We start from the raw sequence: 17919 nt of genomic DNA, 5'->3' as shown, positions 1-17919 counted from the left end.
ATGAAGGCGATTCAGGAGTACATACGGTGGCGCAACAAGAACAAGCGGGACGCTGTGATCCTAAATGAGCAAAACAAGATCAAAGTTGCCTGAAGGGGCACTAGTATAGCACTTAAAGCAGCCATCATTGCACTTCCATAATTTCCGTATGTTAGAAGAAGAACCCCGCCAAACGCAAAGCCTGAGTGAACAAGAAAAGCCCAAAAGGGACGTATGGGAAGATTCTTCGTAATTTTATCGGACAAAACCGAGACGGGGATTCCAAACAATGAAAGCGCAATTCCACTAAAAAATGCTGCGACAAGGCAGTATACAAAGACGTCTCCCCAAGTTTCACTTATAGGGTCAACTACATTTCGCTCCCACACAAAACCTCCTATAAAAAAGCACAAGAACAATCCCCAAGTAATGGAAAAATCATATAATTTGTATTTCACATCCTGCCTCCTTTATGTAAGAAAGGGGCCGGAGCCCCTTAGTCTCCGAAGCTGTACTCCACATACTCTCCGATGATTCTCAATGTTACTGGATAGCATTCGGATTCCGGTCGGCTTGTCCCGCTTCCCGCAGAACTGTCCTTGCATCCCCGAGGCATTTAGGTTCTAACTTTTAATCTCATAATACGGGTCTTTCTATCGGTCGATCAAGTAGCAGAGAAAGTCGTAGGCACTTTTTTGTCCTGTTAGCACCAGGCGATCCACGAGCTTTTAAAGGTCGTCCTTCTCGATATTCAATAGGGACTCCTCCGTTTCGCTTGGAGATGTCCGCGATGACTGTGAAGCCGTCGCTTCCTGTCACGGAAACAATTACCTTCCTCTGATTCTGAAGTTTTTCCGACGGAATCACCGTTCAGTTCTATTCCGTCTGATTGATGCACTCCAGCTGGATTCCACCTCGGAGGACCGACGCCTGATCCGGGCCCTGGAGTTTGTGAAGGAACACCGGAATCTCCGAGGCGACTGGGTGCCGGATGAGGTGGACCTCTCTTTCGCTTCTGAGGCATGGCAGCGGATCATCCGAGTCAAAAAGCGTGTCGGCGGCTATGAGATCGCCCGCCGTCACCTGGAAGTTTGCGTCTTTTCCTCCCTGGCGACGGAAATGAAAACGGGGGATGTCTGCATCCAGGGCTCCGATGACTTTGCCGATTACCGGGAGCAATTGCTGTCTTGGGAAGAATGCCGCCCCCTGTTGGCCGAATACCATATCCGTTACGGGGGGTACGGCGGGATCGCCTATCACCATGTGTCGGATAATTATATCGCCCTATTCAGTCACTTCATCCCCTGCGGAGTGTGGGAGGCGGTTTACATCATCGAAGGGCTGCTGAAAAACGAGTCCGACATCCAGCCGGATACGATGCACGCCGACACCCAAGGCCAATCCACGCCGGTGTTTGCCTTGGCTTATCTCCTGGGAATTAAGTTGATGCCCCGGATTCGCAACCTGAAGAAGCTGAAGTTCTTCCGCCCCTTTGAGGATGTCCGCTTTCGGCACATTGACGGGTTGTTTTCCGAAACCATCGATTGGAAGCTGATCTAGACGCACTGGAAAGACCTGCTCCGGGTCGTGCTCTCCATCAAAGCCGGGAAAATTTCTTCCGCCACGTTGCTTCGCAAACTCAGCAACTACAGCAAAAAGAACCGACTGTACAAGGCTTTCCGCGAGTTAGGCCGGGTGGTCCGGACGGTATTCCTCCTGGAATACATCTCCGACCTGGAATTGCGTCAACAAATCACGGCTACAACAAACAAGGCGGAAGCCTACAACGGCTTTTCCAAATGGCTCTTTTTCGGCGGTGAGAGTGTGATCGCCGACAACGATCCAGAGGAACAAGAAAAGGCGATCAAGTACAATGACCTAGTGGCCAACGCCATCATTTTTCAGAATGTAGCAGACCTAACCACGGTTTTGCGAGAGCTGACCAAAGAGGGCTATGGCTTCGAAAGCGAAGCCGTTGCCGCCTTAAGCCCCTATATGACCAGTCACATCAAGCGCTTCGGGGACTACATCATCGATATGGACAATACACCGGAACCGCCGGAGCCGGAATTGATCCTACTGGAACCCCCTTCTGAGATGATGGTATAAAATTGAACCCCCGTCATGACGGGGGTTTATCTATCAATTGGAACAAATGCCCAATCTAAACTGTATATATTACACGTATCTCGGACTACCCCTGTATGGACTTGACTATCTGAATATATTTCATAATATGGTGATAGTACTTAACATACCGACTGGTCAGTATTTTTTAGTCGCCATGCGAGGTGATCAGTGGATGACCAAACCAAAGACCATCCCTGTTCGAAAAGGTGAGGAACTGGACGTTCACAAATTGGATCTATTTCTGTGTCTACATCTGGAGGGGTTGCCTCAGGAGCCGTTGCAGGTGGAACAGTTTCCTTCGGGCCTTTCCAATCTGACATACGTCTTGAAAAAAGGGGAATGGGAAGCGGTATTAAGACGCCCTCCCCTTGGCTCCGTCGCCCCCAAAGCACATGATATGGAACGGGAGAGCAGGATTTTGGGGAAACTGAATCCGGTTTTTCCCTTGGCACCGAAACCGCTTCTGTTCAGCGATGATCACAAAGTGGTTGGCAGCCCTTTTTTCATTATGGAACGTCGACACGGTGTGATGTTGGATCAGGAGATTCCTCCGGAACTGAACCTGACCCGAGAAGATTTTGCACGGATCTCCGAAACCATGGTGGATACACTTGTCGCCCTTCACGGAATCGATCCAAAGAAGGCGGGTCTGGACATGATCGGACATCCGGAGGGATTTCTGCAGCGGCAGGTCCATGGCTGGATCCAACGCTATCAGCGCTCAAAAACCGACGAAATCGAAGGGGTGGAGGAACTTACCCGATGGCTGGTGGACCGGATTCCGTCATCCCAAGCCCCCACTCTGATTCATTATGATTTTAAATTGAACAACGTACTTTTTTCCGAGGAAAATCCGACGGAGTTGACCGGTGTATTTGATTGGGAGATGTCAACGGTAGGAGACCCCTTGGCGGATCTTGGGGTGGCGATGAGCTACTGGACTGAAGCTGCCGATCCGGACTTGTTGAAGTTCGGGCAAGGAAAACCTTCGATTACGCTACGTCCCGGTTTTTACACGCGGGAGCAATTTATCGAGTCTTATGCCAAGAAGAGCGGGCGGGATGTTTCACAGATCCATTATTATTTGACGTTCTCCTTTTTCAAATTGGCAGTGATTTGCCAACAGATCTATTATCGGTGGAAAAAGGGACAGACGGAAGACGAGCGCTTCGCTCACCTGGGTGAGCTCGTAAAAGTGTTGATTGAGCACGGACGGCAACAAACGGTGAAAGGATGATGGAAAAGATCCATCTTCCAACGGGACCGTGGCTATCAAAATGGCGGCACCGGAGAAAAAAGTATGGGTCGCATCCCTTTGGAATGGGCAAGCCGTGGCCGATCGAGTCGATTGTCCCGCATTTCAACGCAGAAACAATTGTAAAGGATGACATGGAGGGGGAGGGGAAAGTGTGAATTTCAACCACTCTGAAAAGGTGAAGCGACTCCAAAGCAAACTTGAGAAGTTTATGGATGAGGTGGTGTATCCCAATGAAAGGGTATACACAGAGCAACTCAATCATGGAAAGAGTCGATGGCGGATCCCTCCGGTAATGGAGGAGATGAAGGCAAAGGCGAAGGAACAAGGGCTGTGGAATTTATTTTTACCGGAAAGTGAATATGGTGCAGGATTGACCAATTTGGAGTATGCACCGCTTTGTGAAATCATGGGGCGTTCCCCGATCGCACCGGAAGTGTTTAACTGTAATGCGCCCGATACAGGAAATATGGAGGTTCTGGCCCGCTACGGTTCGCCGGAACAAAAAGAAAAGTGGTTGAAGCCGCTGTTAGAAGGAAAAATCAGGTCCTGTTTTTCAATGACAGAACCGGATGTGGCCTCCTCTGATGCAACCAATGTGGAAGGTCGAATTGAAAAAGACGGCGATACCTATGTTCTCACTGCCCGAAAGTGGTGGTCTTCTGGTGCAGGCGATCCCCGTTGCAAAGTTGCGATTTTTATGGGAAAAACCAATCCAGATGCACCCAAGCATGAGCAGCAGTCGATGATTCTCGTTCCCCTGGATACTCCGGGGGTGAAAATCCATCGTATGTTGCCTGTCTTTGGTTATGATGACGCACCACACGGCCATGGGGAAATCGAGTTTGATCGGGTTCGGGTTCCTGCCTCCAATCTCATCTGGGGGGAGGGAAAGGGATTTGCGATCGCACAAGGGCGACTCGGACCCGGACGGATTCATCATTGCATGCGTCTGATCGGAGCGGCGGAGCGTGCCCTTGAGTTGATGTGCAAGCGGGTTCAAGAGCGCAAGGCGTTCGGTAAAAAGCTGGCGGATCAGGGAGTGATCAGAGAATGGATTGCTAATTCGCGGATCGAGATTGAACAAGCACGTTTGTTGACGCTCAAAGCGGCTCATATGATGGATACTGTCGGAAACAAGAAAGCACGGGCAGAGATTGCCATGATCAAAGTGGTTGCCCCCAATATGGCACAACGCGTGATTGATCGTGCGATTCAAGCCCATGGAGCCGCCGGGGTGAGTGAAGATTTCCCACTGGCGGCAAGTTGGGCGGCTGCCCGGACATTACGCCTCGCCGACGGCCCTGACGAAGTTCACCGCAATGCGATCGCAAAGTTGGAACTAAAAAAATACAATCATTAATCGATCGGAAGAATGAATGACAGGGGATCTGAAATTTCCATCGTCGTTCTTGTATACAAATGAAGATGTTGGAGGTCTGAAACTTTGCTAGGATCAAGGGAGGTGTCAGGCCAAAGTGAAGAACGTGAAGGAAGGAACGCCAGGATGAAGCAAAAATTGATGGAACAAAGTATCCGTCTGTTTGAATCGAAAGGTTTCAGCGAGACCTCGATTCAAGACATTGTGGATGCATTGGATGCAACGAAAGGAACCTTTTATTATTACTTCTCTTCCAAAGAACAGTTGTTGATGGAGATTCAGTCCACTTATATTGATGAACTGTTGAAAAAGCAGAGGGAAATCATGGAGTCATCCGGGGATTACAAGTCGAAGGTAATTGGAGTCATCCGTCTGCTCATCACAGAGATCGAGCCAAACGGGCGTAATGCCAATATCTTTTTTCGGGAACTGAGGAATTTGAATGAAGAGAATCAGCGGCTGATCAAACAAAAAAGAAAAAAATTCCGCTTCAACCTGTTGGATCTGCTGGAAAAGGGCATCCGGGATGGGGAGTTTCGGCAGGATCTGAACGCGGGGATGGTGTGTTTTTCCATTCTTGGCATGTGTAATTGGAGTTACAGTTGGTTTGATCCCTCGGGCCCGGTATCCGCGCAAGAACTGGCTGAAATTTATGCTGAAACCTTGCTGGACGGGATCTCGGCTCAAGGGGGAAAAAGCGGTTGACCCAAGAGAAGTGCAGCCTTCTTCCCAACAGGAGGAAGTAAAATCTATTTTTACATACTGACCGGTTGGTCAGTCAGGAGGCGATTATGAACATTCAATCCATGTTTGATCTAACGGGTAAAACAGCCATTGTGACCGGTGGGGGGCGCGGGCTGGGGGCACAGATCGCTCTGGTTCTGGCCGAAGCCGGTGCCCATGTTGTGGTGTGCTCACGAAGGTTGGAAGTCTGTCAGAAAATCAGTGAGAAGTTGAAAGGGCAACGGATTCGCTCCCTTGCCATGAAATGCGATGTGACAAATCCTGAAGATGTGAACCATGTCGTGGAAGCGACATTGAGGGAATTTGGTCACATCGATATTCTGGTCAACAACAGTGGGGCCACCTGGGGAGCTCCGGCCCTGGAAATGCCCCTGGACAAGTGGCAAAAGGTGATGGATGTGAATGTAAAGGGCACCTTCCTCTTTTCGCAGGCAGTCGGGAAAGTGATGGTGAAGCAGGAGCGGGGAAAAATCATCAATATGGCTTCAGTGGCGGGTTTGAAGGGATCCCCTGCGGAAGTGATGGATACGATCGGTTACAATGCGAGTAAAGGAGCGATCATTTCATTTACAAGGGATCTTGGCGTGAAATTGGCGCCGTATAACATACAGGTGAATGCGATTGCACCAGGGTTCTTCCCGACAAAAATGTCGAAAGGTTTGCTGGAAATTGCCGGGAACCGGATCTTGGCTGGAACGCCGGCCGGCAGGTTTGGAAATGACGAGGATATCAGAGGGGTGGCTTTATTTCTCGCCTCGAGGGCCTCAGATTATATCATCGGCCAAACCATCGTCGTGGATGGCGGTCAAAGTTCCTGCTGAAGGGAATTTTTCCGATACATGAGCACCCATCCTTGATTGCTCATCCCCTTCCCATTGGTTACAATTGTGATGCATGGACGATACAGGGAGGCGAAGGGGTTTGCTGTTTATTGACAACCAGAATCACTATGATCCGCGGGTGAATCTCGCGATTGAGGAATATGTGTTGAAGCATCTGGATATCAACGAGACCTATCTCTTGTTTTATATCAATGATCCTTCCATCATCATCGGGCGGAACCAGAACACGGTGGAAGAGATTCATGTGGATTACTGCCGGGAGCACGGGATTCATGTGGTCCGCCGTCTGTCCGGGGGCGGGGCGGTCTATCATGACCGGGGGAATCTGAACTTCAGTTTTATCACCAAGGATGACGGGGATAGTTTCCTCAACTTCCGCAAGTTTACCGAACCGGTGATCAAGGCGTTGCATCGCCTCGGAGTCAACGCTGAGATGACAGGGCGTAACGACATCCAGGTCGGGGAGAAGAAGATCTCCGGCAACGCCCAGTTCAGCACCAAGGGGCGGATGTTCAGCCACGGCACCCTGATGTTGGATGTGGATCTGGGACGGGTGGCGGAGGCTTTGAAGGTAAAAAAGGAGAAATTCCAGTCCAAGAGCACCAAATCGGTGCGGAGTCGCGTGGCCAACATCAGCGAATTTCTGGATCGCAAGCTGTCCGTGGAGGAGTTTCGCGAGATCTTGCTCCGCTACATCTTTGAGGAGGAGGCGGAGATTCCCCAATATCGCCTCACCGAGGCCGACTGGAAGGTGATCAATCAAATATCTGAGGAACGCTACCGCAATTGGGACTGGAACTTCGGCCATTCGCCCAAATTCAATGTGGAGCACTCCCGGCGCTTTGAAGGGGCAGGCAGCATCGATGTGCGCCTGCAGGTGGAAAAGGGTATGATCGAGGGTTGCACGATCTTCGGAGACTTTTTCGGAGTGAAGGATGTCCGGGAGATCCAGGATCGGCTCACCGGCAGTCGCTATGATCGGGAGGAGATCGCAAAGGCTTTGGAAGGGATCGACATCGGGGAGTATTTCGGAAAGGTGTCCAAGGAAGAGTTTATCGACTTGGTCTATTGACATCGGACTTTGCCGGGGTTTCCCCGGCATTTTTTTAACGGGAGGGGGAATGGATCGACTGGATCGGATGGAAATCGATCGGAAAAAAGTAAATTACTGCTTGACTGATGATTCTTTCTAGTATACCATTGAAGATTATTAATGATTCATATGGTGGATAATTCGGAGTGATCCGAGGGTGTTAGACAGTGTTCGCTTGCTTCTCTCATACGATTCTTCGTTCCATAAACGCTATCGAGTCCGCTTTTAAATCCGTTGGCATTTGCAACATGGGAGGTGGGTCACATGGAATATGAGTAAGTTTTTTTAAGATATGAGATGTTTCCATCGAAGGGGTTTATTGAAACAAATATTGGTGAGAAAGCTTGAGTAAAATGGAGATATTGGTTGTCATTGAAATTTACAATCCGCAGGAAAACCCTAGTTAATACCAGGGGGGGTTAAATGTTACATTTAACGTTTTGGGGAACGAGTGATGCTCAAGGAGTTCCGCGTCTGCTCTGCAATTGTAGTGTGTGTAAGAAAGCCCAACAGAAAAATTTGCGAAATCGTTGCAGTCTTTTAGTAAAGAGTAGCAAATCGAATCTGTTAATCGATGTTTCCCCTGATTTCCGTACACAATTTTTAAAGTACGCTGACGGGAAAGTACCATGTAATGTTTTAATAACGCATGCTCATAATGATCATATTGGTGGTCTCGGAGATTTGGCGGATTTATGCTTTTGGCAAAATGTTAATACGGGCATTACTAGTCCGCCTGAGATGATAGGGATCTTAAGACAACGATATCCTTATTTGATAAAACGAAGGGGTATACATTTTATAGCTAGTCATATTAGTAAATTAGATGATTGGAATATTTCCTTCCATAAAGTCAATCATGGTTTCAATGGGTATGCCTACGGTATTAAATTTGAAAGAAAAGGCTTTGTTTGGTCTTATATCCCAGATATTTTTAGAGCGACAGAGGACCAGCTAAATCCCTTCCTGCTATCTGATTTGATTATAATCGGAACGTCTTTTTGGAAAGAAGAAGCTGATATAAAAAAACGTTCAATATATGATGTGGAAGAAGTATTAACCTTAAAAGAAAAATATCAGATTCCGAGAATGATTTTAACTCATCTATCACATGACATTGATATTCCAAAACATGAGAAAAGGCTTCCGGAAGGCGTGCAGTTTGCATATGATGGGTTTGAATTAACGATATAAAATTCAAGGCTGCCAATGAAATTAATCTGTAATAAAGTGAGCCGTAACAAATCTAGAAGCGTTGTGAAAAAGCCATTCATACCCATAGGGCACAAGTCTCGCCAGGGGGCTTTCGCACCCGGTCTCGCTATGCACTCACCAGTACAAGTCTCGCCAGGGGGCTTTCGCCCCCGGTCTCGCTATGCAGGGAGGGTTGGGTTTCACATGGGCAGGGATGGCGGTTTTGGGAGGGGAGTGGCTCGGAGAGGAGCAGGATCAGTTGCAGATGGCCTTTCTCTATGTGAGCCGTGAATATCGGAGACAAGGGGGGGCCCGGAAACTGATGGATGAGATCTGCAGATTGGCCCGGGAAAAACAGGCGAACCAACTCTACATCTCGGCGACGGAAACCGACTCCGCCTTGGGGTTCTATTTTGCATACGGCTGCCGGCTGGCCCCGAAGGTGGACAGAGATCTATATGCTCTGGAACCCCTGGAATCCATCTGGTGAAAGATCTGAAATAGACGAACACCGGGCTGTGAGGGAAATCTCCGCCCGGTGTTTCTTTTTGGATTATTCCTCCCAGACCCGCACTTCTTTCATCCGGTCGCCGTTTTTCATGTTGAGAGCCACGTCCAGTCCCTGGGTCACTTTGCCGAAAACGGTGTGGACTCCGTCGAGATGGGGCTGGGCTTCATGGACGATGAAGAACTGGCAAGAGCCGGTGTCCTTGCCGGCATGGGCCATGGAGAGGGCACCGGGTTCATGCCGGTGGGGATTGTTTTCTGTTTCGCAGGGAATGGTGTAACCTGCATCCCCCCGTCCGTTGCCGAGAGGACATCCTCCTTGGCTGACAAATCCGGGGATGACGCGGTGAAAGGTTAATCCGTTGTAAAAGCCCTCATCAGCCAGTTTCCGGAAGTTGGCCACCGTGTTTGGTGCAGCGTCAGGGAAAAACTGAATCTCGATCTTCCCTCCGTTTTCCATTTCAATGCTTCCTTTGACAGTCATGATATTGCCTCCCTTCAATGGACTTTCCCATTGTATCACAGTCGGGCTCCGGATGAGGGAAAGGCGGGGCAAAAGGTTGACGATGGCAGAGGAGGCTGAAAAATGTTGCCTCAATGGCCGGAGTGAAAAACAAACCCGGACGTCGACGGAAAGTCGGGTCCGGGTTTGCTTCGGTTCAGTTTAACACAGGATCTTTCAGTTCCAGCACTTTGTCCGGATCGGCCTGGAGTCGGCCATAATGTTGTTTCGATCGGAAGTTGTGGATTTTGTCGCAGGCTTGGGCCATCATGTTCATGATCGTCTTTTGTCCGATGGGCTTGGGACTCCAGTAGTGGATGTTCAGGGTGAAGGTGTCCCCGTCTTCTGTTTCCCGTTCATAATGGACGCGATCGGCCAGTTTGAATCCATTTCTCCGGTAGAAACGGACACGTTTTTGGGTGTCAGCCACCTCAGGGTCGACAGGCTCCACTTCCAGCAGAATCGGTTTTCCTTTTGCCTTCAGCTTTTGGATCACCCGGCTTCCTACCCCTTTGCCCCGCACCTTCTGTTTCACCAGCAGGTAATCCACAAAGACGAAGGAAGAGAATTCACCGTACAGGATGAGGTAGTCTTCCGTTTCCTCTTTGTGGTACATGTCTTGGTCATGGATCAGGTCGCGCAGCTGGCCGTAGGCTTTCATTTCTTCCTCGGGAAAGTACTCGTTGAGACGGTTATACCAATTCACAGAATGTCCTCCTGTTCAATTTTTGGCAGAGTCAAAAAGACCCGCCGACAACACAACTCTTACTTTAACATACTTTGGGAAATTCCCCGGGAAAAATGGATGAATCCTTGATAATCAAGAGTTATTTGGGGTTGACAAGAAGCATGTCGATTTTTGCCTTCCTTGTTTCTTCTCTTTTTTAGGTTCAATAAAACTCATCACAACCCCTGATCTTGATGAAAAGGAGGGGTTAGTGTGAGAGGTTTCCTCGGAAGCCGGCCATGGGATGGACGATCTGCAGAGAGTTTCCGATGAGATAAAAAACAAGCCGGGACCTGCGTGGACAGGATGTCGGCTTGTTTTGATCACTCTTTGATGTTTTCAATGATGATCAGAGGTGGCACACCTGATATACCACTGGATTTGATCTAAGCTTTATTGATCACAATGTATTCTAAAGTATTGGGGAAGGGGCTGTCTATAATGGACTCGATTACAAAACGCTTCCCGGGAAGGTATTGTGTGACCAAGATGTGATCCCAGGCTTCCCTATTTATAAGCCCTCACACCAGATCATATTCGGAGTCGATGATATCATTTTTCCTTTGGATTTCCTCCACCTGGGTAACGTATCATTTTACTACGTTGTCTTTTGAACGGCAAAACCGGCTTTTGGTCTTGATTGATAACTACTCATTTTTGGAATCGGGGATAATGCACCTCCTTTCCGAACTGCTCATTTTGGTCAATCCCTTTTTACTTAATATCGGCTGGGACCTTTGTAAGAGATCAACGGCAAGAAATGCCTCAATATATTTCTCCACTGTTTTTAAGCGATGTAGCGGTGACGGATCATTGGTATGATGCTTGTAACCCAGGTTGGCACGTCGCCATAGATGGAGCTGCTTTACCGCTTTTTCAGCCTCGCCCGTCTCCCAATGACCCACAGGCAAAAACTCCATCAGATTGGGTTGAGGCAATGGTTCCTTGGGATTGGTTGCTTTTGTGAACCGAGCGGCAAGCTGATGTGTGTCCGGTTTTCCTCCTAGGCTGTAGTAAGTTCGATCTGAAGAGAGAAAAAGGCCGGCAGTGAATGAGTAATCCTTTCCAGGTACATCATTGTGATAACCAGGAACGTAGTGATCTTTGGTCAAGCGTAGAAAACGCAGACGCTCCCGCTGAATCCGGAGTTCGGGTCTTTTCAAGTGCCAGTCCCCATCTATCATCTGTTTGTCCTGTACGGAAGGATAAAGCTGATGAAATGGTTTTCTGTCAAAAACAGTTATCAAAGTCTCTTCACTTTCCTGCAAAACTTGAAGGAGGGTTTGTTCGATCTCCGGTTGTTTATTTTTTGAAAGCTGTTTTGCAATGCGTCCTTGTTTCAGACCTCCTGCTTCTATGATAAAGTCAGGAAGCGTTCGCCATTCCCCGTCATCCCCTTCCATACGTAGTAGATAATGTTGTCCGTCATAACGGGCATATACAACACGACCTTCTTTCATTCCATTGGGTCGAAGGGCTGTGACAAACAACCATGTCCCTTCAAGGGTTCTCCCTTTGATCAGGTTGTATGTAAAGATCCCAAAATCGCTCAACAGATCGAAAAAGGCGTTTTTCACCCGAAATTGAAAGTCCTCTTCCTTTTCTTTATTCATTTGTCCATGTAAAAACTGGGTCAGCTGTCCGCACTCTGCAAAGGCAACCCGCAATGCTTGCTTGGGATCGGCCTCCGGGTTTTTCGCCCATGTTTCTTTGGGCTCTATTTCGATCAAGGCTCCTTGAGCTTGTCCGTTTTCCAATAGGATTGATTTCATCCTGCGGATGGTTTGATGCGGATGGTCGGGATTTACTTCCTGAACCACGCCACTTTCGGGACAGTGTTTTAATTCCACCACCGTTTCAGGTCCATTCGCACATAGTCGGTACACATGATCCCTCTGTTTTATAATGCCCTTGGACATTTTGTTGATCTCTGCAATCAATTCCGAAAACACCGATTCGCTTGTGTGACAATTGATAGTCAAATGCCTTACTTTTGGATGAGGGATTAACATAGGGAATTTTTGGTATCCAGCCCTGGGCAGTTTCACTTTTTGTAAAGGGTCCAGCGGTTCAAGCTCCGGAAAGACCTCTTTTACAAGGTCAAACACCTGCTTCCGTTCTGAGAGGCCCATTCCGCTTGCGGCCACATGGCCGTTAAAAAAGGAAGAGTAAAAGGTCGGATTGTATAAAAGCAAAGCGCAAACTTTTTCATCCGGATTTTGGTACTGGGAGGGATTTTCCAGAAGAGATTTTAATTCAAGAGGTTCACTGAGAAAGTGATTTAAATATTCCAGTGTTCCTTTTTCTTTCCATTCTGCAATGACCTCCGGTTTGGAGCTTTTTGTGATCGCCAAGGGAACAAAGGGGACAGTACCCTTTTTGGGGGCTAACCGGACGAAAACGGTCCCATCTCTTTTGGATCGTAAACATTTTTTATTATTGACGGGATTAGAGACGTATCGATGAATTTGTGGATGGACATGCAAGAATTTGCGGCCGGGCTGATGGGCGCGGGTCTGCACCGAAAAGTAGACAGCGTAGGAGAATCCTTCGTAAGGTTCAGTCATACATCCGTATCGACCATTTAAGAAAACCGGATAAAAACGCAATTCCCGATCAAAAACCTGTTGCTTTGTACTTGGATGGTAGATCATTCTTTGGAAAGGGCTGGATTGATCTGCGAAGTGTCGGGAAATATATGCCGGCAACCAATGATAAACCTCCTTATCAGGGTGCTCGATCGAGGACCAAGGGATCGGGGTCCAGTCGGTGTCGGATACGTCAAAAGACTCGCTTTTCTGCTGCATATGAAAATGGCGGGTAAAGTGGCGAGCCAGCACATCCACTGGGATCGGCTGATCGGCGATTATTGTGGGGGTATGTCCGTGTAAGGCAGGTTCGTCAAAGCGGGTGTACAATAAACCGGGATATAACTGCATCAAATCGTTTCGCAGTCTTTTGAAGGCGATCGCTTTCTTGTGATCCCCCTCAAATACCCAAGGCGATATTATTTTTTGCCAAGAGGGAGGCATCATAAAACCGTATACCGGATGTTTCGGCATTGGCGGGTTCGTAACATCAAATGCAAACAAATGCAACTGGTGTTTAGAGCTCATTCATATCAACTTCCTTTTCCAACTTTTCCCGTTGCACAAGATTTTCCAAGGATGACAGGAACGGCCCGTACAATTCCTGATAAAGCCAATGATCTTGATGTGGTTCAAACAATTGATACCATGCTTCAAAAAGAGAGATTGCGGAATCCGTTGCATAGCTGGAGTCGATGTACAGCAATCGGGCAGGTACCCCTCCCCGGACCAGGCGTCCTGCCATTTGCCAGATAGGGACAAATAAGTACCAAGCGAGATCCAGTCGCTCATCTTTGTCGAGGCTCTTCCAGAAATTCGGCTTGTCATGCATGCGGCTGAAAATGGAATGGCAGATTTCGCGAAAGTAAGAAAGTGCTTTTTTCCCCGACAGGTTCTGTTGCCGAACCTGCTGAATCAAATGGGGTAAGCGGCTGTGAATAAATGAAAGAATATATGCGATATCCTGGGGAGGCGGATAAGGTCGGCTCAGAAACAAAGCGGTTCCGAAAAGGGCTTTTCGATTCTCATCCACCAGGTTGACTCCGCGATTCATGGCGGAAAGAGGGGTGATCAGAGCGTCAGCTTTGTTTGCCATTTCCAGAAGTCGAGGACGGGTGACATGCAGCTCTGCGTCTTTTACATTTCGGGATAGGGACTTGATTTGTAACTGGGATGGAGAACGGGAAAATGCTTCTTCTATTGTGTCGCTGTCGTGATAGGAATTGGTGACAAGCAGTACCCCCCGTTGTTGTTTCCAGTAAGTTTTTTCCGCTTCCATGATCGAAGGTAGTTGTCGGGCCATTTTCTTGAGAGCCAAATTCCTGTCGATCGGTTTCATACCGGAAACACGTATCGGGCGCCCGGTTGGATCCGATAAGGGTAGAAATTCCTGTGTGATGGTTGAAGCTTTGTTGGAAGAAGTAATCAGCCAATCAGGGTAGACAGGCAAAGAAAAATGGGTATTCCTCGGGGTCAGCGTTGTTCCGGATAAAAGGACCACAGCCGGTCCGGGTCCGTCCCCAACCGCCTGAAATAGATCAGGAAAACGGTACAGAAGTACACGACCGACGGTATTGTATTCGATCAGTTTCATAATCAGCTGCTCAGAGTTTTCCTCTTGAACTAAGCGATATCCATAGCGATAGCCCAAGGTGGGCGTCGGTAGATATGGCAGTAACGGATTCTTGGCAGCACTGTAAGGAAGGCGGATCTTCAAATCGTCTACATAGGAAAGCAATTCGGGATAGCGATCCGTAATAAATTTTAGACTGGATTCCAATCGGCATAGCCACAAGTAAAAACGGCATTCGGCTTCGACGTTCCGAAGTTTGGTTTTTTGTGCGGATGTTGTCGGTTTTAGATTCAGCAGTTCTTGGAAATTTATTTTTTCATCTAGAAAATCTTCAGTTTTCTGATACCAAGCGGGATCTGGACTCCTTGTACGATTTTGTTTCCACAATGGGTCTTCGGATGGATCGGGGTTCCATGATTCCAAGATAGAAGTGAAGGCTTTTATCTCGGGAGAGGAGCCCCATTTTTTCAACGAGTCTTTCACTTTATATTCCCACTGAAACTTGAAAGAGACGCGACTTCGCAAGAACTTTTGAATCTTCGGGTGTTCTTTGATCAGCTGAAACATACAGCGTGTCGCATCGAGGGCTGTGTCACACCGTCGTAAGTACTGTGTAAGGAATTGACCGCCGGGTTCATAAAGGCCGTGTAAAGCATTCCGGATATCGCGAATGGTGTTTTCAATGAGATGACCGCGATCACCGAACAGATTTTCGTCCCGGATGAAGGATTGATCAAAATTCTCCTGAAGCGCATCGGCTTCGTCAACAAAGACCACATCCAACGCCTCATAGAAAGCTTCATAAAAGGTGGGGTGATCCGAGCGGAGTTGTGGTGGTATCCGGGAAGAGACCAAACTGGCAGGTGTGGCGATCCATACATCCGCTTGCTCCAATGTTGTTAATTGATGATACAGACCGCATTGGGAAGCCAAAGGACAGGCATAATGCTTATCCTTGTTCCTGGGTTTATATAGTTTTTGACACGGATATTGGCTATTGACAGTTTCGTCATTTGCAAGTGCTTCGATCAAACAGAGAGAAGACAGGTCAGACAGGCTGGAATCTTGAGCAATCTCATCAAGGGTCAGACCCGGCCGATCCAAGTGCTCCCGTTCATGGTCACTACGTTGTCTTGTACCGATGATGGTGGCTACAGAGAGACGGAGCGAGCGAAGTTCTTCGGCCCGTTTCAGTATATTGGCCACACTACTTTCAATGAAGCCGACTTTGCCTCCCTTCCGTACCAGCTCATAGGTGGCAGCAACCATCCAAGTAGATTTTCCCGCTCCCAATCCCCCCAAGATGTGCATCAACTCGGTGAACTTCATGGGCTGCTTTTCATCTCCGCTTAAGGGCTTAACGGACATATCCGTCATGCGACCGGCATAATCAACCGGTTCATGGCCGTGATCCTTTCGAATTTGATCCATTTCCCTTCCCAACTGCACCCAATCAAAATCAGCGGGAATGGTCAGCGACTTCTTCTTTCGGGGAGTTTTCTGCTTGGACGAAGGGGATGACGAAACAGCTGGAATCTTTATCGTGTAAACATCTTTTGTTTCCGCACGATCATATCGATATTCTTCATTGGGCCGGGCCAACAGTGCCTTTCTTTTTCTGCGCGGAATGGCGGAAGACAAGATTTGTTCGTATAATTGCGGCCGATCAGAACAGACGGGCAGATTAGAGCGCAACTTCATCATTCCCGCTTCATCGAAAGTGAACATACGATAACGTTCTTCGATTGTACGGTAAAAAGAGAGGGCATCTTCCCAAGTAGCCTTGCTTTGAAAGGGGAGTACAAGCAGACGAAGTCGTCGGATCCGATCGACATCCGCTTCCTCGGTAAGAACAAAATCCTCCCAGCCTTTTAATGCGGCCCACAAGTCAGAGGCCGGCCATTCGTAAAGCCCGCTGGAGTAACCTCCATACAGTGTGAATTCAACCTCGATAAACAGTTTTCTTCTATATGGAACTTTTCCCGTATCACCAAGTTGAAGAGCGTCAAAATATCCCTTGCGACTCTTCTGTTTGCACAACTGAAACAGTGTGAGACGGCTCATACTTCGACTCCTTTCTTCCAAAGTTGATACAGCTCTTTTTCTTGATAGACCGTGACACCCAAGTGCTCGATACGATTGTTTACTTGATCGATATATCCGTTTTTTACATACACATACTCGTCTGGCACGACGAAATAGGCATCGTTGCGAAAGGGTTCCAATCGTCCCTCTCCCAATCGTTCAATATAAGTGGCCAAATGGGTTGGACGGCGAAAGCATTTTACATCCAAGTAGATTTTTTGTTCGTCCTGATGGATACAAAGATCAAATCGGTCTTGTTCCGGATAGCGCTCGATGTGGTGGGTCTTTGCCAAATGATCAGCTATTCTTTTTTCCGGAATTCCCGGGACAAGGATGTAACGATGAATTCCAGGTCGCAACCGATACACATGTGTTCCTTTTTTAAACGAAAAGGGTTCAGCTGTCTGCAAGGACCACTCAAATGCTTCCTCCAACTTGTGACAAACATTGGTTCTTCCACAACGCCATGATCCCGACTTCATGGTTAAACTCCATCCACAATTGGGACACTTTCTTCCATGATTCCATTCTGTATATGGCTCGTAGCAAGCCCGTATCTGTTGTTTCAAAAACTCATCGGAAAAAGATGCTGCCATCTGATTCAATTGTTCCTCTGAAACCACGGCCCAGTCGGGATCTGATAGAAAGCTGCGAAAACGAACATAACCCTGTTGATCCTGATATTGGCGGCAGTACTCGACAACTTTGGCCACAGTCTGTTCTTGATAATCTTCCGGTTTGCCATAAGCTCGCATAAAGTCCTCGGCATCCCGACTCCATCCGTCCTCTTCCCACAGGGGAGCTTCGGGATCTATCAAGAAGCTCGATTCAGGAAGCCACTCTTTCATCGGTCTCAGCATCGCTGCAGCCCAATCATTCAGGCCCACCAGCGGTTTTCTTCCTGAGATGAGAAACAGGCGGGCCAGTCGCCGACGAGCATGAATTACCGTCTCCGGCATTGTAAACTCGTCTCCTTGCAAAGCTTTCTGCAGCTTTTTCAGAGCGATCAACTGAACATAAATTGTTTCGTGTATAAAATCTTTCTTGTATTCTTCCATTCAGTTTCCCCCTTGATTCAGTTCGCATGTTAATACAGGAACTAAAAACTATTTTATCCATATAATTTAGGTTCCGGCAACCAGAATTATGTATTATATTCGACAATTTCGTCTTATTGAGCGAAGGGAAGAGGTTGATAGATGATCAACATATATCTAGTGCCCTGTCCAGGATTATAATTCTTCAAAAGGGGAATAACCTTCTGTGAAAACCGATGTTTTCACGGGAGGGATCGGTATGGCCATCTATGTACGAAAATT

At 47.9% G+C, this 17919-nt stretch carries 12 protein-coding genes and 1 pseudogene; 8 read left to right on the top strand and 5 right to left on the bottom strand.

The window, feature by feature from the left end; translation table 11 throughout:
* Positions 1 to 771: 771 nt before the first annotated feature.
* From IEV46_RS18250 to IEV46_RS16985, 8 genes and pseudogenes are all read left to right on the top strand, one after another.
* Positions 772 to 2088: pseudogene (locus tag IEV46_RS18250) on the top strand (Tn3 family transposase); the annotation flags it as partial.
* 193 nt (positions 2089 to 2281) lie between these two features.
* Positions 2282 to 3346 (top strand): phosphotransferase family protein, encoded by a 1065-nt coding sequence (locus IEV46_RS17015; protein WP_188433714.1) that lies wholly within the window; start codon positions 2282 to 2284, stop codon positions 3344 to 3346.
* A gap of 172 nt (positions 3347 to 3518) precedes the next feature.
* Positions 3519 to 4727 (top strand): acyl-CoA dehydrogenase, encoded by a 1209-nt coding sequence (locus IEV46_RS17010; RefSeq protein WP_188433713.1) that lies wholly within the window; start codon positions 3519 to 3521, stop codon positions 4725 to 4727.
* Positions 4728 to 4871: 144 nt separating this feature from the next.
* Positions 4872 to 5450, top strand: coding sequence for a TetR/AcrR family transcriptional regulator (locus IEV46_RS17005; RefSeq protein WP_188433712.1), 579 nt, complete (start codon positions 4872 to 4874; stop codon positions 5448 to 5450).
* Positions 5451 to 5536: 86 nt separating this feature from the next.
* Complete coding sequence (locus tag IEV46_RS17000; protein WP_188433711.1) at positions 5537 to 6310, top strand: SDR family oxidoreductase; 774 nt, start codon at positions 5537 to 5539, stop codon at positions 6308 to 6310.
* 100 nt (positions 6311 to 6410) lie between these two features.
* The gene (lplA, locus tag IEV46_RS16995) at positions 6411 to 7403 is read left to right on the top strand and encodes a lipoate--protein ligase (RefSeq protein ID WP_188433710.1); all 993 of its coding nucleotides are present in this window, start codon (positions 6411 to 6413) and stop codon (positions 7401 to 7403) included.
* A gap of 444 nt (positions 7404 to 7847) precedes the next feature.
* Positions 7848 to 8618, top strand: a complete 771-nt coding sequence (locus IEV46_RS16990) for an MBL fold metallo-hydrolase (RefSeq protein ID WP_188433709.1) — start codon at positions 7848 to 7850, stop codon at positions 8616 to 8618.
* A gap of 193 nt (positions 8619 to 8811) precedes the next feature.
* Positions 8812 to 9108 (top strand): GNAT family N-acetyltransferase, encoded by a 297-nt coding sequence (locus IEV46_RS16985; protein WP_188433708.1) that lies wholly within the window; start codon positions 8812 to 8814, stop codon positions 9106 to 9108.
* A 63-nt stretch (positions 9109 to 9171) separates the two neighbouring features.
* Here the strand turns inward: IEV46_RS16985 and IEV46_RS16980 are convergent, their stop codons facing one another.
* The 5 genes from IEV46_RS16980 to IEV46_RS16960 all read right to left on the bottom strand — a co-directional run bounded on the left by IEV46_RS16980 (position 9172) and on the right by IEV46_RS16960 (position 17658).
* Positions 9172 to 9609, bottom strand: coding sequence for a peptidylprolyl isomerase (locus IEV46_RS16980; protein ID WP_188433707.1), 438 nt, complete (start codon positions 9607 to 9609; stop codon positions 9172 to 9174).
* 175 nt (positions 9610 to 9784) lie between these two features.
* Complete coding sequence (locus IEV46_RS16975) at positions 9785 to 10333, bottom strand: GNAT family N-acetyltransferase (RefSeq protein ID WP_188433706.1); 549 nt, start codon at positions 10331 to 10333, stop codon at positions 9785 to 9787.
* 668 nt (positions 10334 to 11001) lie between these two features.
* A complete protein-coding gene (locus tag IEV46_RS16970; protein ID WP_188433705.1) occupies positions 11002 to 13470 on the bottom strand; it encodes a pPIWI_RE module domain-containing protein in 2469 nt (822 codons plus the stop codon).
* Entirely contained in the window at positions 13460 to 16579 is a 3120-nt protein-coding gene (locus IEV46_RS16965; RefSeq protein WP_188433704.1) for a pPIWI_RE_Z domain-containing protein, read from the bottom strand. Before IEV46_RS16965 ends, IEV46_RS16970 begins: the two co-directional genes overlap by 11 nt.
* Positions 16576 to 17658, bottom strand: a complete 1083-nt coding sequence (locus IEV46_RS16960; protein ID WP_188433703.1) for a restriction endonuclease-related protein — start codon at positions 17656 to 17658, stop codon at positions 16576 to 16578. Before IEV46_RS16960 ends, IEV46_RS16965 begins: the two co-directional genes overlap by 4 nt.
* Between the last annotated feature and the right edge of the window lie 261 nt (positions 17659 to 17919).

This window comes from Kroppenstedtia guangzhouensis, assembly GCF_014637345.1.
GTDB lineage: Bacteria > Bacillota > Bacilli > Thermoactinomycetales > DSM-45169 > Kroppenstedtia > Kroppenstedtia guangzhouensis.
Note: the sequence above shows the minus strand (reverse complement) of the source record. Positions and strands in the feature narration are given on the sequence as shown.